General features: G+C 67.7%; 27 protein-coding genes and 1 other RNA gene. 14 read left to right on the top strand and 14 right to left on the bottom strand.

The genetic code is table 11. The features are described 5' to 3' along the window. The first annotated feature begins 45 nt into the window (after positions 1–45). The 3 genes from BLU74_RS16720 to BLU74_RS16730 all read left to right on the top strand — a co-directional run bounded on the left by BLU74_RS16720 (position 46) and on the right by BLU74_RS16730 (position 2,968). Positions 46–792, top strand: a complete 747-nt coding sequence (locus BLU74_RS16720) for an SIMPL domain-containing protein (protein WP_089769401.1) — start codon at positions 46–48, stop codon at positions 790–792. A gap of 65 nt (positions 793–857) precedes the next feature. Then, positions 858–1,691: a DUF2797 domain-containing protein gene (locus tag BLU74_RS16725; protein ID WP_089769403.1), complete on the top strand. Its 834-nt coding sequence runs from the start codon at positions 858–860 to the stop codon at positions 1,689–1,691. Positions 1,692–1,795: 104 nt separating this feature from the next. Next, positions 1,796–2,968, top strand: a complete 1,173-nt coding sequence (locus tag BLU74_RS16730; RefSeq protein ID WP_089769404.1) for a DUF4382 domain-containing protein — start codon at positions 1,796–1,798, stop codon at positions 2,966–2,968. A 24-nt stretch (positions 2,969–2,992) separates the two neighbouring features. Here the strand turns inward: BLU74_RS16730 and BLU74_RS16735 are convergent, their stop codons facing one another. The 3 genes from BLU74_RS16735 to BLU74_RS16745 all read right to left on the bottom strand — a co-directional run bounded on the left by BLU74_RS16735 (position 2,993) and on the right by BLU74_RS16745 (position 5,588). Continuing rightward, positions 2,993–4,672 (bottom strand): HVO_2922 family protein, encoded by a 1,680-nt coding sequence (locus BLU74_RS16735; protein WP_089769406.1) that lies wholly within the window; start codon positions 4,670–4,672, stop codon positions 2,993–2,995. Between the two features lie 98 nt (positions 4,673–4,770). After that, an RNA gene (gene ffs, locus BLU74_RS16740) (signal recognition particle sRNA) lies at positions 4,771–5,080 on the bottom strand. Positions 5,081–5,168: 88 nt separating this feature from the next. Beyond that, entirely contained in the window at positions 5,169–5,588 is a 420-nt protein-coding gene (locus tag BLU74_RS16745) for a DUF7548 family protein (RefSeq protein WP_089769408.1), read from the bottom strand. Positions 5,589–5,682: 94 nt separating this feature from the next. Here BLU74_RS16745 and BLU74_RS16750 point away from each other — a divergent pair, with 94 nt between their 5' ends. From BLU74_RS16750 to BLU74_RS16760, 3 genes are all read left to right on the top strand, one after another. Continuing rightward, positions 5,683–6,837 carry a thiolase family protein gene (locus BLU74_RS16750; protein ID WP_089769409.1) on the top strand — a complete coding sequence of 385 codons (1,155 nt, stop codon included), beginning with the start codon at positions 5,683–5,685 and terminating at the stop codon, positions 6,835–6,837. A gap of 59 nt (positions 6,838–6,896) precedes the next feature. Further along, complete coding sequence (locus tag BLU74_RS16755) at positions 6,897–7,253, top strand: OB-fold domain-containing protein (protein ID WP_089769486.1); 357 nt, start codon at positions 6,897–6,899, stop codon at positions 7,251–7,253. Positions 7,254–7,322: 69 nt separating this feature from the next. Beyond that, positions 7,323–8,342, top strand: coding sequence for an aldo/keto reductase (locus BLU74_RS16760; protein ID WP_089769488.1), 1,020 nt, complete (start codon positions 7,323–7,325; stop codon positions 8,340–8,342). Between the two features lie 22 nt (positions 8,343–8,364). Here BLU74_RS16760 and BLU74_RS16765 read toward each other — a convergent pair whose 3' ends face one another. Beyond that, on the bottom strand, positions 8,365–8,595 hold the full coding sequence (locus BLU74_RS16765) for a SelT/SelW/SelH family protein (protein ID WP_089769411.1): 231 nt from the start codon (positions 8,593–8,595) through the stop codon (positions 8,365–8,367). Positions 8,596–8,692: 97 nt separating this feature from the next. Here BLU74_RS16765 and BLU74_RS16770 point away from each other — a divergent pair, with 97 nt between their 5' ends. Continuing rightward, complete coding sequence (locus tag BLU74_RS16770; RefSeq protein WP_139175881.1) at positions 8,693–8,899, top strand: hypothetical protein; 207 nt, start codon at positions 8,693–8,695, stop codon at positions 8,897–8,899. 16 nt (positions 8,900–8,915) lie between these two features. Here the strand turns inward: BLU74_RS16770 and BLU74_RS16775 are convergent, their stop codons facing one another. Together BLU74_RS16775 and cyoE are read right to left on the bottom strand one after the other, a co-directional pair. Next, positions 8,916–9,605, bottom strand: coding sequence for a DUF7546 family protein (locus tag BLU74_RS16775; RefSeq protein WP_089769415.1), 690 nt, complete (start codon positions 9,603–9,605; stop codon positions 8,916–8,918). Between the two features lie 2 nt (positions 9,606–9,607). After that, the gene (gene cyoE / locus BLU74_RS16780) at positions 9,608–11,014 is read right to left on the bottom strand and encodes a heme o synthase (protein WP_089769490.1); all 1,407 of its coding nucleotides are present in this window, start codon (positions 11,012–11,014) and stop codon (positions 9,608–9,610) included. A gap of 125 nt (positions 11,015–11,139) precedes the next feature. On the opposite strand from cyoE, the gene coxB reads away from it, so the two are divergent. Further along, on the top strand, positions 11,140–11,868 hold the full coding sequence (gene coxB / locus BLU74_RS16785) for a cytochrome c oxidase subunit II (RefSeq protein WP_089769417.1): 729 nt from the start codon (positions 11,140–11,142) through the stop codon (positions 11,866–11,868). 81 nt (positions 11,869–11,949) lie between these two features. Here the strand turns inward: coxB and BLU74_RS16790 are convergent, their stop codons facing one another. After that, positions 11,950–12,387, bottom strand: coding sequence for an FAD synthase family protein (locus BLU74_RS16790; RefSeq protein ID WP_089769419.1), 438 nt, complete (start codon positions 12,385–12,387; stop codon positions 11,950–11,952). Beyond that, positions 12,384–12,902, bottom strand: coding sequence for a Mov34/MPN/PAD-1 family protein (locus BLU74_RS16795; RefSeq protein WP_089769421.1), 519 nt, complete (start codon positions 12,900–12,902; stop codon positions 12,384–12,386). Before BLU74_RS16795 ends, BLU74_RS16790 begins: the two co-directional genes overlap by 4 nt. A 180-nt stretch (positions 12,903–13,082) precedes the next feature. On the opposite strand from BLU74_RS16795, the gene BLU74_RS16800 reads away from it, so the two are divergent. After that, the gene (locus BLU74_RS16800) at positions 13,083–15,008 is read left to right on the top strand and encodes a Hef-associated nuclease (RefSeq protein ID WP_089769423.1); all 1,926 of its coding nucleotides are present in this window, start codon (positions 13,083–13,085) and stop codon (positions 15,006–15,008) included. 48 nt (positions 15,009–15,056) lie between these two features. Here the strand turns inward: BLU74_RS16800 and BLU74_RS16805 are convergent, their stop codons facing one another. Together BLU74_RS16805 and BLU74_RS16810 are read right to left on the bottom strand one after the other, a co-directional pair. Then, positions 15,057–16,772, bottom strand: a complete 1,716-nt coding sequence (locus tag BLU74_RS16805) for a phospholipase D-like domain-containing protein (RefSeq protein ID WP_245705826.1) — start codon at positions 16,770–16,772, stop codon at positions 15,057–15,059. Between the two features lie 54 nt (positions 16,773–16,826). After that, a complete protein-coding gene (locus BLU74_RS16810) occupies positions 16,827–18,149 on the bottom strand; it encodes a HEAT repeat domain-containing protein (protein ID WP_089769425.1) in 1,323 nt (440 codons plus the stop codon). 94 nt (positions 18,150–18,243) lie between these two features. Between BLU74_RS16810 and BLU74_RS16815 the strand changes: the two genes are divergently transcribed. Further along, positions 18,244–19,029 (top strand): class I SAM-dependent methyltransferase, encoded by a 786-nt coding sequence (locus BLU74_RS16815; protein ID WP_089769426.1) that lies wholly within the window; start codon positions 18,244–18,246, stop codon positions 19,027–19,029. A 15-nt stretch (positions 19,030–19,044) separates the two neighbouring features. On the opposite strand, the gene surE is transcribed toward BLU74_RS16815, so the two are convergent. The 3 genes from surE to BLU74_RS16830 form a co-directional block, all read right to left on the bottom strand. Beyond that, positions 19,045–19,842, bottom strand: coding sequence for a 5'/3'-nucleotidase SurE (gene surE / locus BLU74_RS16820; RefSeq protein ID WP_089769428.1), 798 nt, complete (start codon positions 19,840–19,842; stop codon positions 19,045–19,047). 124 nt (positions 19,843–19,966) lie between these two features. Then, the gene (locus BLU74_RS16825; RefSeq protein WP_089769430.1) at positions 19,967–21,436 is read right to left on the bottom strand and encodes a small ribosomal subunit Rsm22 family protein; all 1,470 of its coding nucleotides are present in this window, start codon (positions 21,434–21,436) and stop codon (positions 19,967–19,969) included. Further along, positions 21,433–22,239, bottom strand: coding sequence for a prephenate dehydrogenase/arogenate dehydrogenase family protein (locus BLU74_RS16830; RefSeq protein WP_089769432.1), 807 nt, complete (start codon positions 22,237–22,239; stop codon positions 21,433–21,435). Before BLU74_RS16830 ends, BLU74_RS16825 begins: the two co-directional genes overlap by 4 nt. A gap of 268 nt (positions 22,240–22,507) precedes the next feature. Here BLU74_RS16830 and BLU74_RS16835 point away from each other — a divergent pair, with 268 nt between their 5' ends. Then, entirely contained in the window at positions 22,508–23,011 is a 504-nt protein-coding gene (locus tag BLU74_RS16835; protein WP_089769434.1) for a hypothetical protein, read from the top strand. 2 nt (positions 23,012–23,013) lie between these two features. Here the strand turns inward: BLU74_RS16835 and BLU74_RS16840 are convergent, their stop codons facing one another. Then, positions 23,014–24,231, bottom strand: a complete 1,218-nt coding sequence (locus BLU74_RS16840; protein WP_089769436.1) for a M24 family metallopeptidase — start codon at positions 24,229–24,231, stop codon at positions 23,014–23,016. Positions 24,232–24,343: 112 nt separating this feature from the next. On the opposite strand from BLU74_RS16840, the gene srp19 reads away from it, so the two are divergent. The 3 genes from srp19 (at position 24,344) to BLU74_RS16855 (ending at position 26,667) form a co-directional block, all read left to right on the top strand. Beyond that, positions 24,344–24,625: a signal recognition particle subunit SRP19 gene (srp19, locus tag BLU74_RS16845; protein ID WP_089769438.1), complete on the top strand. Its 282-nt coding sequence runs from the start codon at positions 24,344–24,346 to the stop codon at positions 24,623–24,625. 2 nt (positions 24,626–24,627) lie between these two features. Continuing rightward, on the top strand, positions 24,628–24,855 hold the full coding sequence (locus BLU74_RS16850; protein ID WP_089769440.1) for an H/ACA ribonucleoprotein complex subunit GAR1: 228 nt from the start codon (positions 24,628–24,630) through the stop codon (positions 24,853–24,855). 117 nt (positions 24,856–24,972) lie between these two features. After that, complete coding sequence (locus BLU74_RS16855; protein WP_089769442.1) at positions 24,973–26,667, top strand: sensor histidine kinase; 1,695 nt, start codon at positions 24,973–24,975, stop codon at positions 26,665–26,667. Positions 26,668–26,688: the final 21 nt, after the last annotated feature.

Genomic DNA, 26,688 nt, shown 5'->3' on the forward strand with positions numbered 1-26,688 from the left:
TTGAGCCTCCACGAAGCACTTTATATCCCCCAACAGTCTTCGGGTATGTCACGACGCACGCTCGGCATCGTCGCCGTCGTCGCACTGGTCCTCCTGGCCGGCTGTTCGGGCGCCCTCTCCAGTTCCGCCGCAGAGGCGCCGCAGTCACAGTCAGGGAGCACGATCGAAGTCTCCGGATCCGGAAGCGCCAGCGGGCAACCGAACCACGCAGTCGTCCGCGTCGGCGTCATTGCCACCGCTGACGACGCCGTGACCGCCCGCCAGCGACTCGCCGAAAACGTCTCGCAGATGCGACAGGCGCTCTCCGAACTGGGGCTCACGGACGATCAGGTCACGACTCGACGGTACGACATCGGTCGCGATTACCGACCGCCGCGCAGGGACGGTGAAGAGCGGCAGATCCAGTACCGCGCGTCCCACGAGTTCGAGATCTCGCTCTCGGACGTCGATCGGGTCGGCTCGGTCATCGACACCGCGGTCAAGAACGGCGCGACGGACGTCGACGACGTCTCGTTCACGCTCTCGGCTGACCGCCGCAAAGAACTCGAACAGAGCGCACGCAAGTCGGCGATGACCGACGCCCGTCAGAAGGCCGAGACCGTCGCCGACTCCGCGAACCTCACGATCACCGGCGTCCACGTCGTTCGCGTCCAGCGGGATTCGCCGCGCCCCCGCAGCCTCGAAGCCGCAGCTACGGCAACCGCCGGGGCGAACGTGGGGACCGACGTCGAGAGCGGTCCCGTGGACGTCGTGACGAACGTGGAAGTCGTGTACAACGCCACGGCCGCCTGATCGAACCCACCGCCGCCGGGTCCCGAACGGGACACCTTTTATTCGCTCACCGCGTAGCCATCAGCGTGCAGTTCGTCGGCTATGACACCAGCGATCCGGGGCTGTTCCTCAGCGACGCGGACAGTGCTGCAGCCGACGCAGAGAGCACGTCGCTCGCGACCGAAACTGACGCAGAGCGTGCATCGCCCGCGTCTGTCGACTTCCTGTCGCTGGAACCCGGCACTGAACTCGCGTACACCCTCGGCGAGCGACACTGCGCCGGCGCCGTGACCGAGGACGGCCACCTCGCGTGCGCGGAGCCGACCGCGCCGCACTGCGCCCAGCACGCTTCCACGTGGGTCTGTGCGAAGTGCACCGGCACCTGTCTCAAAGACGAGATGGACTGCGTCGAACCGCACGCCATCTACCTCGCGGCGTTCGCGCCCGACGTGTTCAAAGTAGGCGTCACCAAGGAGTGGCGACTCGAGACCCGTCTGCGCGAGCAGGGCGCGGACCGCGGCGCGCTGCTCGCGGTCGTCTCGGACGGTCGAATCGCCCGCGAGCGCGAGGCCGAGATCGCCATGGAGATCTCCGACCGGATCCGCGTCCCCACCAAACGCGCCGGCCTCCACCGAGACGTCGACGAGACGGCGTGGAACGCGCTCCTGTCCGAGTTCGACGTCGACGCCGCCGACCGGTTCGACTTCGACTACGACCTGGGACTCACGGATCGGCCGGTCGCCGAGACGATCGCCACCGGCACCGTCCGTGGGGTGCAGGGGCGCCTGCTCGTCCTCGATCACGCCGGGAGCACGTACGCGGTCGACCTCCGGGATCTCGTCGGGCACGAGGCCGCGCCGGAAGCCACGACGCGCGACGTACAGGCGAGCCTCGGCGCGTGGGGCGAACCGACCCGATAATCGGCCCTGTTCGGATATACCCGGATTAAACGGTCTAAATCCGGGTGAATCCCGGGTCACGGCCGCCCCTTTACATACTCTTTCACCACCTGGTGTCGGATGTAATGAACCGCAACGCAATCGCGAGTGTTCTCGTCGCGGCGCTGGTGCTGCTCGCCGGGTGTGCCGGCGGCCTCACCGGCTCGCCCGACGGGACCACAGCCACAGACAGCGCAGTGCAGTCGACCAGTGATGCGACGAGTGCCGGGACGGTGAACTTCTACGTCAGCGACGAACAGAACGCGATCGGCGACTTCGAGCATCTCAACGTCACGATCACGCGGGTCGGGCTCAAGCCCGCCGGCGAGGGTGACGACGAGGAGACTGACGACGTTGCAGACGACGACGCCGACAGCGAGGACGCCGACGGCGAGCCCGTGAGCGACGAGAACGAGACCTCGTCCACGGCGACAGCCGAGACTGAGACGGACGACGACTCGACGGATGATGCTGATTCCACCGAAGACGACGCTGATTCGACGGAAGACGGCGACGATGCGGCCGACGATGACTCCGAGGCGGAGGACAGCGACGCCGAGAGCGAGGAGTGGGTCGAATACGAGGTCGAGAACCGCACGGTCGACCTGACGGAACTCCAGGGCGCGAACGCGACGCAACTCGCCTCGTTCGACGTCCCGAACGGCTCCTACGAGAAGGTGTTCGTCTACGTCTCGTCGGTGAACGGGACCCTGAAAGACGGGAGCGACCAGCGCGTGAAACTCCCCAGCGGGAAACTCCAACTGAACTCGGCGTTCACCGTCGGTAACGGCGAGGAGGTCGACTTCGTGTTCGACATCACCGCGTTCGAGGCCGGACAGAGCGGGAAGTACATCCTGAAGCCGGTCATCTCCGAGTCCGGCACCGACGTCGAGATCGACTCCGTCGACGACGACGAGAACGAATCTGACGAGCGCGAGGACGACGACCGACCGACGGCCGCCGAACGCGCGCTGAACGCCAGTTTCACCGAGAACGTGACGCGCGGTGAGAACGCGACCCTCAGCGTGACCCGGAACGGAAGCGCGGTCGCGAACGCGTCGGTTTCAGTCAATGCGGAAGAGGTCGGAACGACCGCCGCCGACGGGACGATCACGATCGCCGTCCCCGAGAACGCCGAGGAACTCGAGGTGAGCGTCAGCAGGGACGAACTGGAAGCCGAAGTCGAGATCGACTTCGAATCCCGGTCCGGCTCTGACCCCGGAACCGAACCCGACGGCGGTCAGTCCGCGGCCGCCTGAGTGATGCTGTCGTCGGGGACCGACTCAGGCGTCGGGCGCGCCGTCTGATTCTCCGTCGGTACCTGAATCCCCACTTTCTGCCGATTCTTCGGCCGCTTCGGCGTCGTCCTCGGCATCCGGAGCGGCCGCGTCGCGGGTCGCGTTCGGCGCGTTTCGCTTGACGCTCTCGACGCCGTCGCGGGCGTTCCGTCGCTCGGCGTACCCCTGCCCAGAATCCGCGAGGATGTTGCCGTTCCGGTGGCGGAGTCGCCAGCGGTACTTGCCACCCTTGTCCTCGTAAATCTCGAAAGCGGCCTCACCGAGGTCTAGTACCCGCGCCTCCGGCGCGTACTCACGGATTCGATCGATCGCTTCGGCTGCGCCCCGCGCGTCGGCGTAGCCCTGACCGGAGTCTGCGAGGATGTCACCGTTCGGCGATTTGAGTCGCCACCGGGACTCGCCCGCTCGATCCTCGTAGCGCTCGAACGACAGCTCTTCGATCCCCTCACGGATCCGATCGATCGCGCGTCTGGCATCGCGCCTGCGGGTGTACCCCTCGCCTGAGTCAGCGAGGATGTTGCCGTTCCGGTGGACGAGCCGCCAGCGCCAGGCACCCGCCGCGTCGCGGTAGGTCTCGAACGCAGTCGGGTCGAATCGGAGGTAGTCCGCGCTCCCGGCGTAGTCTCTGATGCGCTCCATCGCCCGCTCGGCGTCGCGCTTTCGCGTGTATCCCTCGCTGCTCTCGGCGATCAGGTTCCCGTTCTCGTGTCTGAGCCGCCAGCGGTACTCGCCGCCGCGGTCCTCATAGAGTTCGAAGGCGGCCTGGCTCCCGACCTCCTCGACCGGTTCGAAGGACTCGTCCTCCGGCGCGAGTTCGGACTCGCTCTCGAGGAACAGCACATCCGCCCCGAGGGCGTTCCGCCGGACGCTCTGCATTCCCTTCTGGGCGTTGTGGCGCGCGGTGTACCCCTCACCGCTGCTCGCGATCAGATTGCCGTTCCGGTGGCGGAGTCGCCAGCGGTACTCCCCGCCTGCGTCCTCGTAGACCTCGAAGCGGGCGCTGCTGGACCGCAGTGACCGCAGTTGCGCCGCGAGGTCGGCCTCGTCGTCCTCGGCGACGGCCACGTCCGCACGGAGCCGATCGACCTCCTCGGCCAGTTCCGATTCGCGCTCGCGCAGTCGATCGATCGTGGCCTGCGCTTCGGCCTCGTCGACGCCGGCGTCTTCGAGCGCTGCTCGAAGGTCCGCGACTTCCCCGCGCGACTCGTCGCGTTCCCGCTCGGCCATCTCCGTCGCGCTCGGCGTCAGCAGGGGAACGAGCACCCCACCGGCCGCGATTGCGGCCGTCCCCACTGCGTACAGACCGATGATCCCGAGCCAGTTACTCCGGGTCCACCCCGCCGGGAACACGAACAGGAACCAGAACACTGCGACGAGACAGAGCACGAGACCGAGGTACGCGAGGCGGTTGGCTCGCTTCCGCAGCGGGAGCCGGATGACCGGGCCCGCGAGCGCTAATGCGAGTCCCGATCCGGCGAGGACGATCGCCCACTCCCTGAGCGGACTCGCGGTCCGGCTCGGCAAGAACAGGACGATCCCGACGACACCCAGTAGCACGCCGAGGACGAATATCCAGTACCCACGAACCTCGTCGGCGGTCTCCGGTCGACCGATCCCGGTCCGGTACCACTGTGGCAGCGTTCCGCTGGCGGATTCATTCATCATCGATCACAATAGAACAGACGCGGACTGCGTAATTATAGTTCGGGGAGCCCCGTCTCATCGCGGCCGCGGCGCTCGGCGTCGATGTGATGTCGAATGAATGGTGGACAGCGGGATTGCCCGGCGTTCCGGCACGGGGAATCCCGGTCGCCTCCTCCACCCCGCGATCCTCCGAGCGACGAACGTTCACCGGTCCGCTGCTCGCTTCCGCGCCTGACGGGCTGCCGGCGTCGAATCGCGGCGGACCGACCCTGCGGCCGGCGACCGCGAACCGCCGTCCCCGAAGGACGAGGTTTCTACGTTGGCTTCCGGGGCCCGCGTCGGTCTGACCGGACGCCCCCGGGTTCGGTCCCTGCTGAAGGCCAAATTGCAGGTGACGAGCAGGGCCTAGCTGCCCGACCTAGTCCATCCCGAAATACACCGGGGCCACATAAGGGGCTTTCGACTCCGTGACCCCTCTGATCGCCGGACACCGTCAGGGTTCGGTGTCGTGCTGGGATCAGTCCATCACGCCGCGCGCGAAGCCACCGGCGGCGGCCGTGACGACGGCCGTGCCGGTGACGACGAGCCAGCGGTGGTCCTCGATCCAGGCGTACTCCGCCGGGAAACTAAAGAGCAGCGTGGTGTCGATCGATATCGCCCACAGGACCGAGAACAACAGCATCGCGATCCCCGCCACGACCGCGAATCCCGCGAGCGTCACCGGGTCCGATCGCTCCTGGTCACCGGCGAGAAACACCACCACGTCGATCAGCGCGAGGACGCCGACGACCGAAACGCCGATCGGCCCGGCGGCGTAGTACTGGGCGACACCGCTACCCGGTGCGGATATCACTATCGCGGGCACGAATACGACGCCCGCGAGGAGGAGTGCGGCGACTGCACCCACCTTCGGAGCCAGCGAATCGAGAGCGACCATACCGGATCTCGGACTGGTGGGTGTGTAAGCGCTTCGAGACCCGCCCGCCGGAGTGAAGGGAAACCGGTAAGCCACCGCCCGAACGTGTGCGACTATGGAGCGCGTAGCAATCATCGGCGCGTCGATGACCCAGTTCGGGCAGCGCGAGGAGTGGATCCGCGGGCTGCTCGCGGAGGCCGGCGGCGCCTGTCTCCGCGACGCCGGGGTCTCGGCTGACGCCGTCGACCACCTGTACGTCTCGAATATGGCGAGCGGCGAGTTCGAGGGGCAAACGGGCGTCCCGAACGCACTCGCACACGACCTCTCGGCGGTTCCCGCCTACACCGCTCGGATCGACCAGACCTCGTCGTCCGGCGGCGCTGGCGTGTACGCCGCCTGGCAGTCGGTCGCCTCGGGAGCCTCCGAGATGACGCTGCTCGTCGGCGGCGAGAAGATGACGCACCGCTCGACGTCGGAGGCGACAGACGTCATCGCGTCGCTGACGCATCCCGTCGAGTACAAACACGGCCTGACACTGCCCTCGTTCGCGGGGTTGACCGCGCGACACTACCTGGACACGTACGACGCCCCCCGGGAGTCGCTCGGCAAGGTCGCGGTGAAGAACCACCGCAACGGCATCGACAACCCACACGCGCAGTTCCGCAAGGAGGTCGACCTCGACACGGTGCTCGACTCGCCGATCGTGGCCGACCCGCTTCGGCTGTATGACTTCTGCCCGATTACGGACGGCTCGGCGGCGCTCTTGCTCTGCCCGGAGTCGGTCGCCCGCGAGTATGCGGACGACTACGCCGTGATCACGGGCATCGGTGGCGCGACAGACACCCACGTCGTCCACGAGCGCGCTGATCCGACGACGATGGGCGGCGTCGTCAACTCCGCGGAGGTGGCCTACGAGATGGCCGACGTCGGCCCCGACGACATCGACGTGGCGGAACTCCACGATATGTTCACCATCCTCGAATTCCTCCAGTCGGAGGATCTCGGCTTCTTCGAGAAGGGCGAAGGCTGGAAGGCCGTCGAGGAGGGCGTCACCGACCGGGACGGCGAACTCCCGATCAACACCTCCGGCGGATTGAAATCGAAGGGCCATCCCCTCGGCGCGTCGGGGGTGGCGCAGGTGTACGAGATCTACAAACAGGTCCTCGGCGACGCGGGGCCGCGCCAGGTCGACGCCGAGACCGGCCTCGCCTGCAACGTCGGCGGGTTCGGGAACTGCGTGACGACGGCGATTCTGGAGGGACGACAATGACCGACGAACACGACACGAACGGCGGTGAGGACGCCGACGACACCGACGGCGCCCCCGTGATGGAAGCGTACCGCTACCCCGACGGGAGCATCACCTACCCCGGCCATCCGTACGGGCCGGGTGGGCAGGAACCGACCGAGACGGTCGATCTCAGCGAGTACACCGCCGAGGTCGTCACCTGGACCACGTCCACGGCGACGCCCCCGGGCGTCCGCGAACCGAACACGATCGCCATCGTCGAGTTCGACGTCGAGGGCGAACCCGTCCGCGCCATCGGGCAGGTCGCGAGCGAGACGATCGACATCGGCGACGACGTCCGGCCGGTGTACTGCGAGGAACTGCGGGACCCCGAGGCGGGGATCCGTGAACCCGCGAGCCAGGAGTGGGACGGCTTCCGGTTCGAACCGATCGAGTAACGACGCCGAGACCACCCGACACGCACGCTTTTCATCCCGCGGAATGTTGCCTCGCCTATGAGTAGCGACCTGTCCTATCGGCGGCTCGGATCGACGGGGACCTCGGTGTCGGAGCTCTGTCTCGGTACGTGGCGCTTCGGCCGCGAGACGAACGGCGTCGTCGAGACGCCGAAAGACGAGGCGCACGAACTCCTCGACGCCTTCGCCGACCGCGGCGGGAACTTCATCGACACCGCGAACGTCTACGGGACGCCCAGCGGTCGCAGCGAGTCGTGGATCGGTGACTGGCTCGCCGAGCGAGACCGCTCGGAGTTCGTCTTGGCCTCGAAAGTGTACTTCGAGTTCGACCCAGAGGACCCGAACGGCTCGGGACTCTCTCGCACGCACATCCGCGAGCAGATCGAGGGGACCTTAGACCGGCTGGGCACCGACTACTTGGATCTGTACTACATCCATCGGTGGGACGATGAGACGCCGATCACGGAGACGCTCTCGACGCTCGATCGGCTCGTGGCGGAGGGAACGATCAACTACCTCGGTGCGTCGACGATGGCGGCCTGGCAACTCACCAAGGCGTTGTGGGCGTCGGACGTCAACGACTGGGAGCGCTTCGAGGTCACCCAGCCGCTGTTCCACGCGGGCTACTACGAGGACGTCGAGGAGTACCTCGACGTCTGCAGTGACCAGGGGCTGGCGGTCTGTCCGTACTCCCCGCTGGCCGGAGGCTTTCTCACCGGCAAGTACGAGCGCGCAGACCCCGAGGACCCCACGGCGGTCGTCGCGCCCGACGGCTCGCGTGGCTCTATCGACGACCGGTTCGATCGTTTCTACCTCTCAGAGCGCGGCTGGCACGTGCTCGACGCCGTCCGCGCCGTCGCGGACGAGGTCGACGCCTCGCCCGCGCAGGTCGCGCTCCGCTGGCTGATGGACTTTCCCGACGCGACCGTGGTGCCGATCGTCGGCGCGCGGACCGTCGAGCAACTCGACGAAAACGTCGGTGCGACCGACGTCGACCTTTCGCAGTCACAGTGGGAGCGGATCTTCGACGCCCGCTACGACGAGGACGGCCGGCGGTGGGGGCATCGATAAATCGGCAGTCGGCGGTCGCTCCTCAGATCGCGTCGCGAACGCGCCGCGTGATCGCGTCCACGTCGTAGTCGTCTTCGGCCTTATCCCAGATCACGTCGCCGTCGACGGCGACAGTCAAGACGCCGTGATCGCCGGTCACGAGTGCGACCCGATCCAGTCGATCACCGAACTGGTCCAACAGCGCGTGCTGGATCTCTTCGGCCCGCTCCAGGAACCCACACGGCACGCAGTACTCGATCTCGATTGCCGTCATCGCTCTGCGTTCGACGCCGTGGCGTGTTAAGCCCGTCGCGGGGTGCGGTCGCCACGAGGTAGATTTATGTCACTTGGTACCAATGTTCCAGATTGGTATGTGCTACCACTCACAGCGGCGAGCGGCGCTGGTCGAGCAGGGGCACGATGCCGAGCGTGACGGCCGCGACCCAGTCGAGGAGTCACCGACCCCCGCTGACCCCGACGGCGTCACAGACGCCGCTGCGGACGACGCGACCGCCGAGGACCGCACTCCAGTCGATCACCGCGCCGACGGGGATCCGAAACCGGTCGGATTCGCCTGAGCGCGGCACGCCACCGTCATTCTTCGCTCGCCGAGCGACCCAACCGTCCGCCGACGACCGGCCGCCAGTAGAGCAGCGCGACCGTCAGGAGGAACACGACGGTGGAGATGTCGTACGAGAAGTCGAACGCCGCCGCGGCGACGGCCGATCCTCCGCCGAGGACGCCCGACAGCACCGAGGCGACGATCGGCCACGAACACGAGACACAGGAGAAGAGGCCGACCACGCCCGACACCGCCGCGCCGGCGGCGTCGATCACGGTCGCGTACACCAGATACGCGAGCGCCAGGTAGCCGACGATCCGGGCCGGCATCAACACCAGCGCGGCCCACGGCGTCGACACGATCGGCGCGGGTCCCCATCCGGCGGCGAGCGTCGCGAGTCGGAGGCCGAATTCGCCCGCGCCAGGACGCATCGCCGTGACGACGACCCCACCGGCGGCCGCAAGTGCGACGAAGTAGACGCCCGCGATCGCGATCGCGCGCCGCCGGGTCCGCTCGTCGGTCGGTCGCGGCTGGACTTTCCAGAGAACCAGGAGGCCGACGAACACCCACGAAAGCCCGTAGATCGTGTACCGCGGCTGGATGACCGTGATCCCCGCTGCGAGCATATACACCGCTCCGAGGATTGCGAGGCTGTTTCCGAGCAGCGCTGCGTGGAGGACGTTGCGGGTCGGCACGCGGGACGCGGCCTTTGCGAGCGCCATTTTCAGACGACCAGAGCGTCGACCACGAGGGCCAGGAGTAACGCTCCGAGATACGCGTTCGACGCGTGGAACGAGCGGAGCGCGGCCGACTCGGTTTGTTCGTAGTGCAGTCGGACGGCGAAGTAGAGGAACGCCGCCCCGAAGACGGCGCTCGTGAGCGCGTACACGACCCCGAGCGTCTCCATCGCCGCCAGCGCTCCGGCGGCGACGAGGGTCGCCGCGAGGTAGTACAACACGTGCTTTCGGGTCTCCGTCTCGCCGCGGACGACCGGCATCATCGGGAAGCCGCCGCGTTCGTAGTCGTCTTTGTACGCCAGCGCGAGGTTGTAGAAGTGTGCCGGCGTCCACAGGAAGATGATCGTCGCCAGCGCGAGTCCGCCGAGTCCGATCTCGCCGGTCACCGCCACCCAGCCGATGAGTGCCGGGAGCGCGCCCGCCGCCCCGCCGATCACGGTGTTCTGTACGGTGTTCGGCTTCAGGAGGAGGGTGTAGACGACGCTGTAGAAGACGATCGCGGCCACGCCCAGGACGGCCGCGAGGGCGTTCACCCACGCGAACAGCGCCACCGACGCCACGGCCAAGGCGAATCCGAACGCGAGCGCGTTGCGGACGGGCACGAGGTCGGTCGCGAGCGGCCGATCGCTGGTCCGCTGCATCCGACGGTCGATGTCGCGCTCGAGTACGTGATTGAACGTTCCGGACGCGCCGATCGAGAGGACGCCCCCGCCGAGCGTCGCGAGGACGATTTCGATCGTCAGGCCCCCGGCAGTCGTCGCCGCGAGCGCCATTCCCGCGGCGGCGACGAGACACAGGAGCCACATCAGCCGCGGCTTCGTCAACCGGACGTACGCCTTGACAGTCGCCAGCAGTCGTGCCCGTGGCTCGGTCGGGATGTCTGGCTCGTAGTCGGTTTCGACGGGCGGTGAAAGGTCGACGTCGTCGACCGACTCCTCGCTGGGATCGCCCGTCTCTCGCTCGAGCGACCACGCCAGCGACGCGACGAGCGACGCGAAGATGCCCAGTCCGACCGTCAGGTGGACGGCCGAGAGCGTTTCGCTCGCACCCCCGACCGCGACGATAGCGCCAAGTGCGGCCTGCACGGGGTAGAGCACGCTCGCGAGGAGCATCGGCGCCAGTACCCGCCGGTCGACACCGGCGCGCACCCCAGCGAACAGCGTCAGCACACCGAGCACGCCCACCCCGACCGCCGCGATGCGGTGGCCGATCGCCAGCCATCCAGCGGCCGATGTCGGTATCGTCCATCCGTCGCCGCAGACGGGCCAGGCCGCACACGCCGCTGCGGCGTCAGTCAGCGCAGTCGTCGCGCCGACGAGGAGGAGGAAGTAGACGCCGATAGCTGTCGCCGCGAGCAGGCTGTGAAATCTGGTATGCGTTGCACTCGGTGCCACGAGAGTCACCTACGCGAACTTAGGAATGCCCGTATTTATGGGCCCCGCTTTCGCTCATTCGGCCCCCGAATTGGGGGTGGCTGAAGTCAGCAACTATTTACGTGGCTCTTCCTAAGCCCGAATCGATGCGAAAGACGCGTTTGGCACTCGTTTCACTCCTCACGATGGTGGTGATGGGGCTGTTCGCGGATCCCGTGGCCGCGCAGTCGTCCGCCAGCGAGGCCCTCATCAACGGACTGAACGGGAAGCTGCTGTACGTCGCCATCCCGATCACGATCCTCGTCGAGGGAATCCTCATTTACACGGTGGTGAAGTTCCGGAACAACGACGAGGCGTCGCCGACGCAGGAGAATCGACGCCTGGAGATCACCTGGACGATCGCCACGGCAATCGTGCTGCTGTTCGTCGGCGTCGCCTCCTACGGCGTCCTCGCCGACCAGAGCGTTTCCTACCAGCCGCAGGCGGAGAACGCCGCCGGCGAACCCGTCGAGGGCGACCCCGTCGTCGTCCGCGCGGAGGCCTACCAGTGGGGCTGGGAGATGTCCTACCCCGAGGACGGGAACTTCACGACCGGCACCGAAATCGTCGTCCCGGTCGACCGTCCGATAGAGATCCGGGTCACCTCACGTGACGTGATACACGGCTTCCACGCACCCGATCTGGGACTCAAACAGGACGCGATGCCCGGACAGGTCAACTCGATCAGGACCGTCGCCTACGAGACTGGCACCTATCAGGGCTACTGTACGGAGTACTGCGGCGTCGCCCACTCGCAGATGTACTTCTCCGTCGAGGTCGTCTCCCAGGAGGAGTACCAGCAGTGGCTCGACGACCAGCAGAGTAGCGACGAGTAACGAGTCCGCGCGTTCCGCCCTTCTGTCGTCACTGTCGAAAATTCGCTGTCGCGACCGGTGAACGTCCTCACCGGTTCGAGCCTACTCGTCGGCCCTCGCGTCCAGAATCCGCTCGACGATTCGTCCGGTCGAGAGCAGTTCGCCCGCGTACCGGGGGTCGCGGGCGGACGCGCGCTCGACTTCGCACTCGATGCCCCGGGCGGCGAGCGCGTCCCGGATGCCGTCGGCGTCGTGGTGTTGGTCGTGACCGAGGACGATGAGGTCCGGATCGATCCGCTCGATCGGGACGAAGATGTCCTCGCGGTGACCGAGGTGGGCTTCGGTCACGACCCCGAGCGCGTCGACCACGTCACGTCGCTGTCGGTCCGGCAGCACGGGTGGTTCCTTGTGCGTGACGTTTTCCCGCCTGGCGACGATGACGTGGAGCTCGTCACCCATCGCCGCCGCCTCCGAGAGATAGTGGACGTGACCGGGGTGGATGAGATCGAACGTTCCCTGCGCGACGACGCGTCGGGTCATCGGAACCACCCGCTAGTGTCCGAGTAGCTGCCGTCGGTGTAATCGATGTCGAGGTCGTCCTCGGTGAAGTCGAAGAACTCCTCGGGATCCTGCAGGTCGACGTCGACGACGTCGAGCGTGCGGGTGTCGCCGTTCTGGTCGAAGGCCCGCCAGTCGGTCGATCCGTATGGATGACCGAGGATGATGTGGACCCGACCCTGCCCGAAGGTGTCGAGGTCGGCGTCGCTCGGGCGGAGGACACCGTTCGGGTGCGAGTGGATCGACCCGACCGAGTGGCGATCGTTCGGGATCATATTGCTGTCGACGGTCGCGCTCGTCGGATCCGAGCGGGTCCCCGGGACGATCAACACCTCGGTGATCAGCGTCCCCGAGCGGTCGAGATCGAAGTTGCGTGCGGGTTCGCCGCGGAGGAACCCCATATACTCGTCCGGGTGCGTCTCGCTCGCGGCCTCCCGCGCGAAGTCGAGCGCGTCGGCTGCGATGCCGATGATCTCGCTCGACCGGAAGAGTCGCATACGCGATTCTGTGGTTCGTCGCCTTCTAAGCGTTCCGATCATCTGCGTCGCGGCCGCGTGCTCTGCCGCGGAGTGCGCCGAATTCTGCCCAGCGGCCTCCGGGTCGATCGCCGCGTCAGGGGCCGCCGCGCCGACGCTGGATTGTAAAGTCTTAACCGCGGGCCGCCATTGTCCAACAGTATGACTGCCGATAACGCCGGAGATTCCGGCGGCGAGTCCGCTCCGAATTCGGAGGGTGACTCGCGTCCTGTCGTCTACGATCTCGCACCGAACTGCACGCTCGAAGACGTCTCCGAAGGCGACCGCTATCACGCCGTCGTCAACGGTGTCGTCGAGTACGGTATCTTCGTCGACATCTCCGACGAGGTGTCGGGGCTGGTCCACGAGTCCAACCTCGATCGCTCCTACGAAGTCGGCGACCGGCTGACTGTGGCCCTCGAGGCGATCAAAGAGAACGGCGACCTCGCCTTCGACGTCTTCCGGGAGTCGTCCTATCAGACGGTCGTCGTCGACCACGAACCCGACCTGACCCCGATCGCAGGGCTGTCGGCGGGCGAGGAGGTCCACATCGAGGGACAGGTTGCACAGATCAAACAGACCGGCGGGCCGACCGTCTTCCGAATCGCCGACGAGACGGGGATCGTCTCCGCGGCGGCGTTCCGCGAGGCGGGCGTCCGCGCCTTCCCGTCGATCGACCTCGACGACGTCGTCCGGATCGGCGGAACCGTCGAATCCCACGAGGGCGCGCTGCAACTCGAAGTCGATTCGATGACGCGGCTCGACGACGAGGCGATGGCCGAGGCCCGTGAGCGACTCGACGAGGCGTTCGAGCAGCGCGCCGAACCCGACGACGTCGACCCGCTCGTCGAGTGGCCCGCCTTCGAGAAGCTCCGTGACGACCTCCGCGATCTGGCTCACCTCCTCCGACGGACCGTCCTCGAAGGACGGCCGATCCGCGTCCGTCACCACGCCGACGGTGACGGAATGTGCGCCTCGGTGCCCGTCCAACTGGCGCTGGAGAACTTCATCGAATCCGTCCACGACGACGCCGACGCGCCGCGACACCTGATCAAGCGCCTTCCCTCGAAGGCACCGTTCTACGAGATGGAAGACGTCACGCGCGACCTGAACTTCGCGCTGGAGGGCCGCTCGCGGCACGGCCAGCGGCTCCCCTTCCTCCTGATGCTCGACAACGGCTCGACGGAGGAGGACGTGCCGGCCTACGAGAACCTCGCGCACTACGACGTGCCGATCGCCGTGGTCGACCATCACCACCCCGACCCAGAGGCCGTCGAGGACCTACTGGACGCCCACGTCAACCCCTACCTCTACGACGAGGACTACCGGATCACGACCGGGATGATGTGCGTCGAACTCGCGCGGATGATCGACCCCGATCTCACCTCGGAACTCCGACACGTCCCCGCCGCCGCCGGACTCGCCGATCGGTCGAAGGCCGACGAGATGGCGGACTTCATCGCACTCGCCGAGGAGGAGGGCTACGACCGCGAGCGCCTGCTCGACGTCGGTGAAGCGCTCGACTACGCCGCCCACTGGCTGCGCTACAACGACGGGCAGTCGCTCGTCAACGACGTCCTGAACGTCGGCTGTGACGACGAGGAGCGCCACCGGGAACTCGTCGACTTCCTCGCGACTCGGGCCGAGCGCGACGTCGAGCGGCAGATGGACGCCGCCGCGCCCCACCTCGAACACGAGCGACTCGATTCGGACGCCCACCTCTACACCGCTGACCTCGACGAGTGGGCCCACCGCTTCACGTACCCCGCACCGGGCAAAACCACGGGCAAACTCCACGACCGGAAGGTCGAAGAGCACGGCGAAGCGGTTATCACCATCGGCTACGGCCCGGACTTCGCGGTGCTCCGCTCGGACGGCGTCCGTCTCGACATCCCCCGGATGGTCGAGGAACTGAACGAGGAGGTCGTCGGCGGCGGCGTCTCCGGCGGCGGCCACCTCGTCGTCGGCTCGATCAAGTTCGTGAAGGGTATGCGAGCCGAAGTCATCGACAGCCTCGTCGACAAGATGGCCGACGCCGAACTCGACGAGGAACTCTCCTCGCAGGCGATCGTCGACACCGAGGCCTGAGACGGACGGTCATCCGTCCGCTGCGAGCAGCTACTGGCCGGTTCTGATTCATTCGAATGCTATCACCCGCCGCAGGACGAACCCCGCGAGCGCCAGCGCCGCGAGCGCGCCGAGGCCCATCGTCACCTGCACTCGCCGGTCCGTGAGACCTCGTTCTGTGCCCCCGGCCCCGCCGGCCCGTCGCCAGTCGGCGTCGAACGCCTGCCCGTAATAGGCCGCCGGCTCGGGGCCGGAGAGTGCGAGGACGACCTCGCGGTTTCGTCGCTCGGCGCCTTCGTTCCAGTTGAGGCTGCCAACGAGGACGGTCTCGCTGTCGACGAGCGCCCCCTTGGCGTGAACCTTTCCGAACCGGCCCGCGGGCCGTGCGATCCGGGCCTCGATCGGAAGGCCGCGGTCGCGAAGCCGCGCGGCCCGCTCGACCACCGCGCCGTTCGACTCCGCGTCGTACCAGGCGTTCGAGAGCAGGATCCGAACCCGAACCCCGCGCCGGGCGGCGTCGACTAGCGACGCGAAGTACGGCCCCTCGACGTCCAGTCGTGGCGAGAGTACCCAGATCCGGTCGTCGGCATCGCGGATCGTCTGCCGGACGGCCGTTCCGGCGTTTCCCGGTGCGGTCAGGACCTCGATACGTCCGGTTTCGACCCGTTTCGCGTCGAACTCGCCGTCGTAGGTGCCCGCGGCCGGTCCCGCCTCGACGAACGTCGCATTCCGCCGGGCTGTGGGCCACGGCACCGCGTCGGTCCAGTCGGCGTCGTGAGCGAACACGTCGGCCAGTGCTGCGGCGGTCCGCGGCGAATCGACGCGCACCCCCCAGCCGCGGCTGTCGCGGCCGCCGGTCCCCGCGGGCTTCCAGTTCTCCGTCAGCACGAGCGCCCTGTCGTCGACGACCGCGTACTTCGCGTGGTGGTACGTGAACCGCGCGTGCGGCCCGTCGATCACCCGGACGTCGACCCCGCCCGCGGCGAGGCGGTCGAGTTGCGTCCGCTGTGCGGTCGTCATCCCGCCGATCGGGCCCCCTTCGAGGAGGACCCGAACCCTGACGCCGCGTCGTTCCGCCGCGAGCAACGCGTCTGCCGCCCGCGGCGAGGCGAACGTGTACCCCGCGAGCAGGATCCGGGTCTCAGCGCCGCGGAGCGTCTCGATGGCCACCTCGGGCGCGTCCGGGAGGACGAACACTGTCGCCGGCGACGCCCCGGTCGACACGACCGATCGCGGCCGCAACCCCCGCGGTGTCCATCGCTCTGTCGTCGCGTTCAATCGCTCACCTTCACGCGATCGGTCGTACGCAACCCGGTCGACGACGATCCCGTCGCGGCGGAGTTGCAGGCGTTCGCCCGCGTTCGAGAGGTCGAGTCCGGGGCCGACGACGCGTGTCTCGACGAGCGCTCGCGTGGCGTTCGGTGACGAGGAGACCGCCACGCGACCGTCGGGCGGCACCCGGACGGTCGACTCGCCGTCCGCTAAGGTCAGATTCGGCGTGCCCGCGGTATCGACCACGACGTACTCACCGCTGTCGCCGGCTGCGACCGGGTCCGGGAAGACGGCCACGATGCGTGGGCCGGTGTCGTTCGCCGTCGCTCCCGCCGGCGGCTGTGTCGGCTCTGCCACCGCCGGTGCGGCGACGACCGACGTCGGGACGACGCCGAGACTCCAGAGAAGGACGACGAGGAGCATCGCCCGGACGGTCGCCGAGCGAGCGATCCAGCGGTCGCCGCTCGGCGAGGACTTCGCGGACTCGTCGGACCGGGGTACGCGTGCGGACACGGCGGGGGTGGTCCCCCGATCCTACTTGAAGATATGCGTGAGGAGGCGTCCCGACTACGCCGTCGGTGCTTCCGCGTCGGTGTCGTCGAGGGCGTCAGCAGCGAGTTCCGCCTCGTGCTGGACGAGGAACGACCGTTCGTCGGTGTACTCGGCGGCGGCTTCGAGCGCCGCTTCCGTGCCGATCTGGCGAAGCGCCCAGGCGGCGGCCGCGCGGACCTCGTCGGCCCCGTCGTTCGCGAGGGTGTCCGAGAGCGGTTCGACCGCGCGCGTGTCACCGATGAGACCGAGCGCGCGGGCAGCGTACGGCCGGACGTTGTCGTTGTCCATCTCCAGTTTGTCCGCGATCGCCTGTGTCGCCGCCGTCGAGCCGATCTCTCCCAGCGCACGGAACGTCACTTTCTGGAGCGCGGGATCGGAATCGGTGTCGACGTACTCGACGAGCGTCTCGACGGCGTCTTCGGCGCCCGAGCCCATCCGACCGAGTGCCTTGATCGCCTTCTTGTCGCGCCGCTGTGCGAGTTGGTGCATCTCGTCGAACGCCTCGGGGTTGGCCATCCGGACGAGCGCGTCCATACAGTGGTCCTGCATAAACTCCGACTGGAGGCTGTCCTTCGCGAGCAGCACCATATCCACGCGACCCTGGCTCTCCCACTGCTTGAGCGCCGAGAGTTCCGGCGGGTAGTCCTTGTAGTGGCCGAGGACGTCGTAGAACCCCTCAGCCATCAACTGCTCGTTCGTCTCGAGGTCGTCCCACTCCTGGGCGTCCTCCAGTCCGGACTCGAGTTCGTCGGTCGCCTCGATGAGCGAGGCGATGGTCTCGGCGTCCTCGTCTGCGTCGAGGCCGGCGTCCGCGACGGCCCCGGCGACGGTTTCGAGCGCGGCGTCCAGCGCGTCCACGTCGACCCCCTCCGCCGAGTCGGCGTCGACCTCGAACGTCTCTTCGAGAGACTCGCCGGCCGCGTCGGCGAACGCCTCGACGGCGTCGCGGACTTCGGGCTCCCCCTGGGCCGTCCAGCGCGTCTCGGTCAGTTTCGAGCGCGCCGACTCGACGGCGTCGGTCACGTCGCTCGCGTACGGGCCGCGCTGGGCGTCGAGATCGTCGCGGAGGTCCGAGATCCGCGTCTCGAGATCCGCCTGTGGATCCTCTGCATCCTCGTCGTCCTCGTCCGGTTCCGGGAGGTTCGCCGCGTCCAGATCCGACTCGGCGTCGTCGAGGTCGGCCTCGATGTCGTCGAGGGCGGCCTCCGTCTCGGCTGCCTCCAGGTCGGCCTCCAGGTCGTCGAGGCGTTCGTTGAGGGTCTCGGGCGTCGCATCTGTCGACTCGTCCGACGCCGCCGCGTCCGAATCGGCGGTCGTCTCCTCGTCCCCGTCGCTCATATGCCGGATATCCGTCCGTACCCGAAAAGAGCGTTTCCCTTCTGCCGCGCGCCGTCCGGATCGATTTATGCCGCATCGGCCGCAACGACGGACGATGACCGACGAGACAGCGAACGACTGGGACTCGGCCGCCTACGACGGCTCGCACTCGTTCGTCTACGAGTACGGCTCCGACGTGATCGGGCTTCTCGACCCCGACCCGGGCGAACGGGTCCTCGACCTCGGGTGTGGGACCGGCCACCTGACCGCTCGAATCGCGGACGCGGGCGCGGACGTGGTCGGCCTCGACCGATCGGCGGAGATGATCGAGACGGCACGGGCGGCCCATCCGGGAATCCAGTTCGTCCGCGCGGACGCTCGAAAGTTCGACCTCGCGACGCTCGGCGCGGACGAACCGTTCGACGCCGTCTTCTCGAACGCGGCGCTGCACTGGATCGACGAACAGGACGCCGTGCTGGACGGGGTTACCGACGTGCTCCGCTCGGGCGGTCGGTTCGTGGCCGAACTCGGCGGGAGCGGCAACGTCGACGCCATCGTGACCGCGGTGCGAGCCGAACTCGACGCACGGGGGTACGACCCGCCGAGTGAGCCCTGGTACTTCCCGACCGTCGGCGAGCACGCGAGCACGCTCGAAGCACACCGGTTCGAGGTCCGCTACGCCAGACTGTTCGACCGGCCGACGGAACTCGACGACGGGGCGGACGGTATGGCCGCCTGGTTGGGAATGTTCGGTGACCGCCTGCTCGGGTCGGTTCCCGAGGCGGAACGCGACGCGGTCGTCGCCGCCGTCGAAGACCGACTCCGCGACGAGCTGTACGACGACGGGACGTGGACGGCCGACTACCGGCGGCTTCGGTTCGTCGCCGTCCGCACCGAGTGAGCCCGTCCGAGCCGTTCAGACCGTATCCAGGTACGTCTCCGCGAGCGCGTCCAGCGCCTGGTGGCGCTCCGTCGAGTGGGGTGCCGTCAGCGGCGACACCGACACCTTCCCGTCGACCACCGCGCGGCGGTCGGTGCCTTCCGGATCGGGGAGGTCGCCGCTGCGCATCATGTCCCACACGCGGTCGTGGAGCGTGACGGTCCCGTTGCCGTCGTGGTCGGCGGTCATCTCATAGAGGGTCGACGGCCGAGTGATCTCGATCGGCGCGGGGTCGCCGTCGTGCATCGGTGCGTTGACGTTCAGATATTCCGCCTGTTCGAAGACGCCCGCGCCGAGCGCGTGCTCGACCAGGTACGTCGTCGCGCGGGTCGCCTCCCGGAAGTCCGCGGGGTCAGTCGCCTGCTCGTGCCACGGCGTCTCCCCGCCGCCGGGCACGTACAGCGAGACGGCGATCGCGGGCACGTTGAAGAACGCGGCTTCCACCGCCGCGCTGACCGTGCCCGAGCGGCCGAGGACGTACGCGCCGAGGTTCGCCCCCTTGTTGCAACCGGCGACGACCGCGTCGACGTCCGGCCGGAGTGATTCGAGTCCGGCGACGACGCAGTCAGCGGGCGTCCCCTCGATGGCGTAGCCCAGTTCGTGCTGGCGGACGGTGACGTCACTCGAAAGCTTCCGACCGACCGCGCTCTGATCGTCGGCGGGGGCGACGGCGGTCACGTCGGCAATCTCCGAGAGCGCCTCGTACAGCGCTCGAAACCCGACGGCGTCGATGCCGTCGTCGTTCGTGAGGAGCAGGGAGAGCGAGTCGCTCATACCGCTATCTTCGCCGGCGCGGGGAAATGTGTACCGCCCGCGAGTGCCGAGACGAGCGGGGATCGACCGCGACGGCTCGCCCGCTCGGTCGGCCCTGCGCGTCAGTCGCCCGACGCGCCCAGCCTCACGCGACGAATTCGACGAACGTCTCGTCGTCGACGACGAGATTGTAGGCCCCCTCGTCGTCGTTCCACAGGCACAACACGTTCTCGAAGGCCAGCACGTCGCCGTAGTCGGCGGTCAAGAGCGTCTCGTTGAGCGGGTCTGCCATCGTCGAGACGGCGTAGTGCTCGACCGCTTCGCTTCCGTCACTGATCTTGAACAGGGGATTCGCGTCCGCGTCGTCGGTGAGGTCGCGACTCAGTTTGACCGCGAGCAGATCGATCCGGTTCGTGACGTGCTGTTCCATCTCGGCCATCTTGGCGTGGCGGTCTGGACTGCCGAGCACGTCCGCCCGGCGCGCCCCGTCCGGCCGGAGGATCGCGTAGGAGAACTGGACCGTCTCGTTCCGGAACGTCCCGTCGCTGGGCGTGCGCTCGGATCCGCCCGCGGGCGCTCCCGCCTGATCGTCCCGCTCACCGGGTGGCGGTGACGGGGCGCCGGCCTCGTCGAGGCGGCGCTGGAAGGGCGGGGCCGCGATGTCGTCGCGGCGGTCGAACGACCACCCGCGATCCGATGGGGCCGCATCGGGCCACAGCCGGAGTGTCGGCGCGTACACCGAGACGTCGGCGGAGGCCGGAGCCAGCGCGCGCTCGACGTCGCGTAACTGCGTGCTAGTGTTGCGGTCCGCGGGAGCCAGCGCGACGAACGAACCGTCGGCAGCGACGCTGTCGAGGTAGCGCGCCGCGACTGCTTCCGGCTCGTCGAGTTCGCTCAGCACGTTCGCGAACAGCACCAGATCGTACGGGTCGTCGGGCTCGAACGCCTCCGCGGGCTCGCGGTGGATCGTCGTCCGGAAGTTCGGCCCCGTCTCGGTCAGCAGCCGCTCGAGGACGTCGGCCGCAGCCGACGGCTCGACGGCGTGGTAGTCGACGACGGCGTCCGCGGGCAGGTAGTCGTGTACTCCCAGCGCCGGGCCGCCGGCCCCCGCGCCGACGTCGAGGACGCGCAGCCTCCGGGGCAGTCGCTCGCGCTCTGTGAGGTCGTCGAGGACGTAGCCGACGGCGGCGTAGTAGTCCGGGAGGTGATAGATCGCGTAGCCCAGCGCGGCGACCGCGTCGTATTCGACGGGGTTGCCCCGGTAGTAGTCCTCCTTGAGCCGCCGGATCACGGTCCGCAATCGGTCGCCGCTCTCGCCGCGGTGCCAGTTGGCCCCATAGCGCTCGACGAGCAGGTCTTCGAGCGCGAACGCGTACGATTCGGGCAACGCGGTCGGGTTCCACCCGGGTTGTGGTGCGGGGTCGTCGCTCGCAGGGACGAAGGTGCCGTCCGAACGCTCTCTGAGCCCGAGGTCGAACGCCTCCTCGCGGAGTGTCTCACGCACGACTGCCGGATGGGGCGTCCCGTCGATGTACTCGTGGATCTCTTCGGGATCGATCGGGCGAACGTTTCTGAGATACTTTGCATTCGCGCGGACGGCGTCTCGGTCGATCACTGCGTGGACCCCTCACTGCCGGCGTCGGTATCTCGGTCTTCCGGGGCCGTACCGGGCCGGTCGCCTGGCATTCCCGCTTCGGCGTACAACTCTTCGAACGCGTCGCCATCGGCGTCGGCGATCCGGCGCGCCGCCTCGGCGACGGCGTCGGCGCCCGTGAACGACTCCTGGATCTCCCGGTAGACGCGCGGAGTCCCGCCGGTCACCGTGTCGACGAGTTCGTCGAGCCGCTCTGAGACCGGCGTCGAGAACTCCTCGCGGACCTCGCGCGCCGCGAGCGCATACGCGAGAATAGCGGTGTGCGCACCGGCCTGGACCGTCTCCATCGCCGCGTCGTGCTCTGTCGGTTCGGTCTCGAACACGTCGTTTCCGGCGTCGGCGATGGCCTCCAGCGCCCGATCGGTGACCGGCCCCGGCGCGTCGACGACGGCGGCGACGTTCCCCGGGGCGTTCCCGGGCGCGAAGAGCGGATGCAGACTCACGCGCTCGCGGTCGGCGAGGTGTGCACGCATCTCGGTGACCGGTTCGACCATCACGCCGGTGACATCGAGCATCGCTCGGTCGGCCCGCGCCGCGTGTGTCTCGATCGCCGTCCCGACGGCGCTGATCGGGACCGCGAGACAGATTGCCTCGAACCGTTCTGCCGTGTCGAGAGCCACCGCGCGCGCTCCCCCGCTGAGTGCCGCTGCGGCCGCGTCGGCGGCGTCGGGATCACGGTCGGCGAAGGCGACGCTGAACGATGCTGCGAGCGTCTCGCCGGCCCAGCGTCCCATCCCACCGGCCCCGACGACGAGTACCTCCATCGCCGCGGACTACGCGCCGCCGCAATCAAAAGGGGTTCGGTGACGCGATTGCCGGGGGTATATTATCAGATATGAATATTTGGGGCGTACGTTTAAATCAGATCACTGGCCAATTGGCTCTCGGGGGGAAAGAACCTGCACCAGTGTGACACCGAACGGTTCGTTGGCTCCGGTCTGTGCCGTCCACGTAGCTACGCGTGTGAGTGCCGTACTGGGCACCGTTCGACCGTGAACGGCCACGAATGATGGATGTAGAGGCACCAACCGAATGAAGTTTCCCACAACGTCAGGCTCCGACAAACACGGCCGACGAGTGACGCTACCCGCAGACCTCGACGGCGAGCAGACGCTCGTCGTCGTCAGTTTTCATCTCCGACAACGGTCACTCGTCTCGCCGTGGCGCGAATTCGCCGACGAACTCCGTGAGGAGTTCGACCACTTCGGATACGCCGAACTGACTGTCGGGTCCAAGGGGGGGATGCTCCCGCCGATGTCGAAAGGGGGGATGTCGCCGACGAACGCCAGCCACCGACTCCACGAGAACACCGTGTTCCTCTCGGTGAACAAACAGGCGTTCCAGCGGCGACTCGGCATCCTCGGCGATCAGACGATCTACGCGTTCCTCCTCGAGGACGACTACGTCGTTCGCCAGGCGGCCGGCGTTCTCACCCCCGAAACCGCCGACGCGCTGGAATCACTGCTCCGCGAGTACCGCGACGCGCAGAACCGGACCTCGAACGGGACCGAGAGTGCCGGCGAGTCCCCCGGCTGACCTCAGACGGTCAGCTCGAACGGGTAGTCGGTCAGATTCTCGTATCCGTCCTCGGTCACGACGACGAGGTCTTCGAGCCGCATCCCGCCGACTGCCGGATCGTACAGTCCGGGTTCGACGGTCACGACCTGTCCGGGCCGGAGTTCGCCGCCGTCCGGTGACAGCCGTGGCAGCTCGTGGATCTCCAGCCCGACCCCGTGACCGGTCGAGTGGATGAATCCCGTCCCGGTCGTCGAATCCGAGCGGAGCGTCGGCCACCCGGCGTCCTCGTAGACGTCACAGACCGCGTCGTGGACGGCGCGCCCCGTCGCGCCGGGTTCGAGAACGTCGAAGGCCGCGTCCATCGCCGCCTGCGTCAACTCGAACCACTGCCGAATCGTCTCCGTCGGCTCCCCCTTGACGAACGTCCGGGTCATATCCGCGTGGTACCGCGTCGTCTTCGACCGGGGGAAGATGTCGACGATGATCGGTTCGTCGGGGCGAAGCGGCCCGCTGCCCCGATCGTGTGGATCGGCGGCGGCGGCACCGCACGCGACGATCGTCTCGTCGAGTGCGCACCCGTTGCGCAGCAGCGTCGCCTCGATCTCGCGTTTGACGCGCTCGCTGGTCAGGATCTCGCCGTCGTGGACCAGCACCTCGTCCTCGGGACTGGCCGCAGACTCTCCATCGTCGACCGCGGCGGCGCGCTGGACGGTCGCCGCCGTCAGGAGGTCGTTCGCGGCCGCCATCGCCGCCTCGTTGGCACGCTGTGTAGCGCGGATCCACTCGATCTCCGTCGGCGTCTTCCGCGCGCGGATCTCCGTCACCACGTCCGCCGTCTCGGGCTCGACGGCGATCCCTCGTTCCCGGAGGTGATCTGCGGATCCGAGTGGAAACCGTTCGGGCGTCGCGACTGCGTCTACGCCCCGATCCGCCAGCCAGGCCTCGACGACGCGCGCTTTCGCCTCGTGCGTGCCGTGTTTGGCCGCGAGCGACCGGTAGTCGTAGTCCGCCAGCCGCGACACGTCGTCGGCCTGGCTCTCCGTCTTCGCGCGGCCGTATTCCAGCGCGGAGACCAACACCGCGGTCGAGTCGGGCGTGTAGAGCGTCACGAACGGGTCGGGAGCGTCGAACCCTGAGAGATAGCGTTGCGTGGCGTCTGACCCCGGGGCGTCGACGAGATAGCCGTCGTATCCCGCGTCAGCCAGATACTCGTCGAGGGCGGCGAGATCCGGATCCATACTCGGCCTGTGGGGGGCGCGCCGATAAAGCCTACTGCTCGGCACCCCGCCGTCGGTCACCCGACAGCACCGGACCACAACCGTATTACGGGCGCGCCGCGGTCGTTGGACTATGGCTGTGGAGAACGTCATCTGGCCGCGCTACATCGACGCGTCGGTCTCGCGCGAGGACGGTCGGCGCGTCCCGCTCGACGACGCCGTCGACGACCCCACCGTCGACGAGATCGCGCAGGCCGTCCAGCAGATCGGGTACGACGCCGTCATCGAACGCGACGTGACGCACCCCCGCGAGTGGGACGCTCGGGGCCGCGTCCTCGTGAAAGGCGCCGAAGACTCGACGAAGAACGATCTGGTGCAGGCGGTCGCCGCCTACGTCGGCATCCTGCGGGACTGACGATGCGGCGCCTCGGTACTGTCACCCGAACGGCACAGAACCTCCTCATCGTCCGCTGTGCGGACGAGAACCACCCGGGCATCGGTGCAGAAGCCGTCGACGAATCTCTCTCGACGATCGGCCGCGTCGTCGACGTGTTCGGCCCGGTGTCGCGCCCCTACGTCGCCGTCACGCCCGAGCAGGACGTGCGTGCGGCGTCGATCGTCGGGCAGCGGCTCTACGCGCGCTGACCCGGCCAAACCGGGGCCGCAAACTCGAAAATATTTCATTCTCTCTGACAGGAGCGTTATCAAAATGTCGAATGACGGGAGTGATTTATATCCCCATCTATCGACCGATCAATTGTGATGTTGCCCTTACGGGTGCTCCATATCGCCGCGTTCGGCGCCGCGGCACTCGCCTGTCTCGCGGCCATCTCGCGAGTACGGCGATTTTCGGACACGGAGACCCGGACGGGGCTGACGGCGCTTTTACTCTGCAGCGGGGTGTGGGCCGCGGCGCACACACTCCGACTCGTCGCACCCACGGACGGGCTCAAGCTTTCGTTCTATATGGTCGGACTACTCGTCGGCTTCGCGAGCGTGGGCGCGTGGCTCTACTTCTGCTCGGCGTACACGGGTCACGACTACCACCGCCGACCGCTGTTCCGCCAATCCGCACTCGTGCTCTATCTCTTCGTGGCCGGTCTGAAATTCACGAATCCCGTTCACTCGCTGTACTTCACGACCACCTTCGCGACGACCCCGTTCGCTCACCTCTCGATCGAGCCCTCACCGGTCCACTGGGTCGTGACGGGACTGGCGTACGCGCTGACCGCCGTCGGCTTCTATCTGCTCTATGAGACCTTCACCGAGTCACACCTCGACACTCGACTCCTGGGGGCGCTCGTCGGGACGACCGCGATCCCGGTCGTCTTCGACGTCCTCGCGTACACGGGCGTCGGTCCGTTCATCAAGTTCAACTACGAGCCGCTGGGTGTGGCGGTCTTCGCCGTGGGCGCGCTGTTCGTCATCGACGAGCAGTTCGTTGCCGTGCCGCAGTTCTGGCGGAACCGCGTCATCGAAGCGCTCGACGACGCGGTGGTGTTGATCACGGACGACCGGGTCGTTCGCGACGTCAACGAGGCGGCGGTCGTGACGTTCCCACAACTCGCGGACGCCGTCGGACGCCCGCTCAAGGCGGCCTGTCCGTCGTTCGCCGCGGCTCTCGACGACGACGAGGACATCATCGCCATCGAGGACCGGGTCCAGACCCGGTACTTTCTGCTCAAGACCGCGCCGGTCGGCACCGGGTCGAAGCGCGTGGGTGAAGTCCTGATCTGTACCGACGTGACCGAGGTCGAACAGCAGCGCCGGGAACTTCAGCGCCAGAACGAGCAGTTCGACGACTTCGCGGAGGCGATCACCCACGAACTCCGCAATACCCTCTCGATCGCGCAGGGGTATCTCGACCTGGCGTCGGAGGACATCTCGGGAGCCGATCCAGCCGAGACGAGAGAGGCCTGTGAGACGGCGAGCGCGTCGCTCGACCGGATGGACCGCATCGTCGCTGATCTCACGACGCTCGCGCGCTACGGTCAGACGGTCGACTCCACGGAGTACGTCGATCCCGGTGTGATCGCCGACGCGGCCCGCGAACGGCTCGACGACCCCGAACCGGCGCTCACGGTCCGCGGTGACCGGGAGGTCGCCGCCGACGAGTCGCGGCTGGTCCAACTGTTCTCGAACTGCCTCGAGTTCGCGGCCGCGACGAACGCCTCGGAGCTCTCGGTCGACGTCCGGGACGGCAGCATCGATCTGGTCTGTGACGGCGAATCGATCCCGGCCGCCCAAGTCGACCGCGCCTTCGAGTACGGCGAGGCGGTTCCGAACGCCAAGACGGGAATCTTCCTCCCGACGATTCGAACCCTGTGTCGGGTCCACGGCTGGTCGATCAGCCTCGAATCTCCGTATCCCGACGGCGTCAAACTGGTCATTCAGGACGTGCGGACGCGGTCGAATCGAGACCCCGATACCGCGACCCTCGAAGCGCAATCCCCATAGTGCGTCGGCGGCAACTCCGGC

Origin of the sequence: Halobellus clavatus (genome assembly GCF_900107195.1) — an archaeon.
Taxonomy (GTDB): domain Archaea; phylum Halobacteriota; class Halobacteria; order Halobacteriales; family Haloferacaceae; genus Haloquadratum; species Haloquadratum clavatum.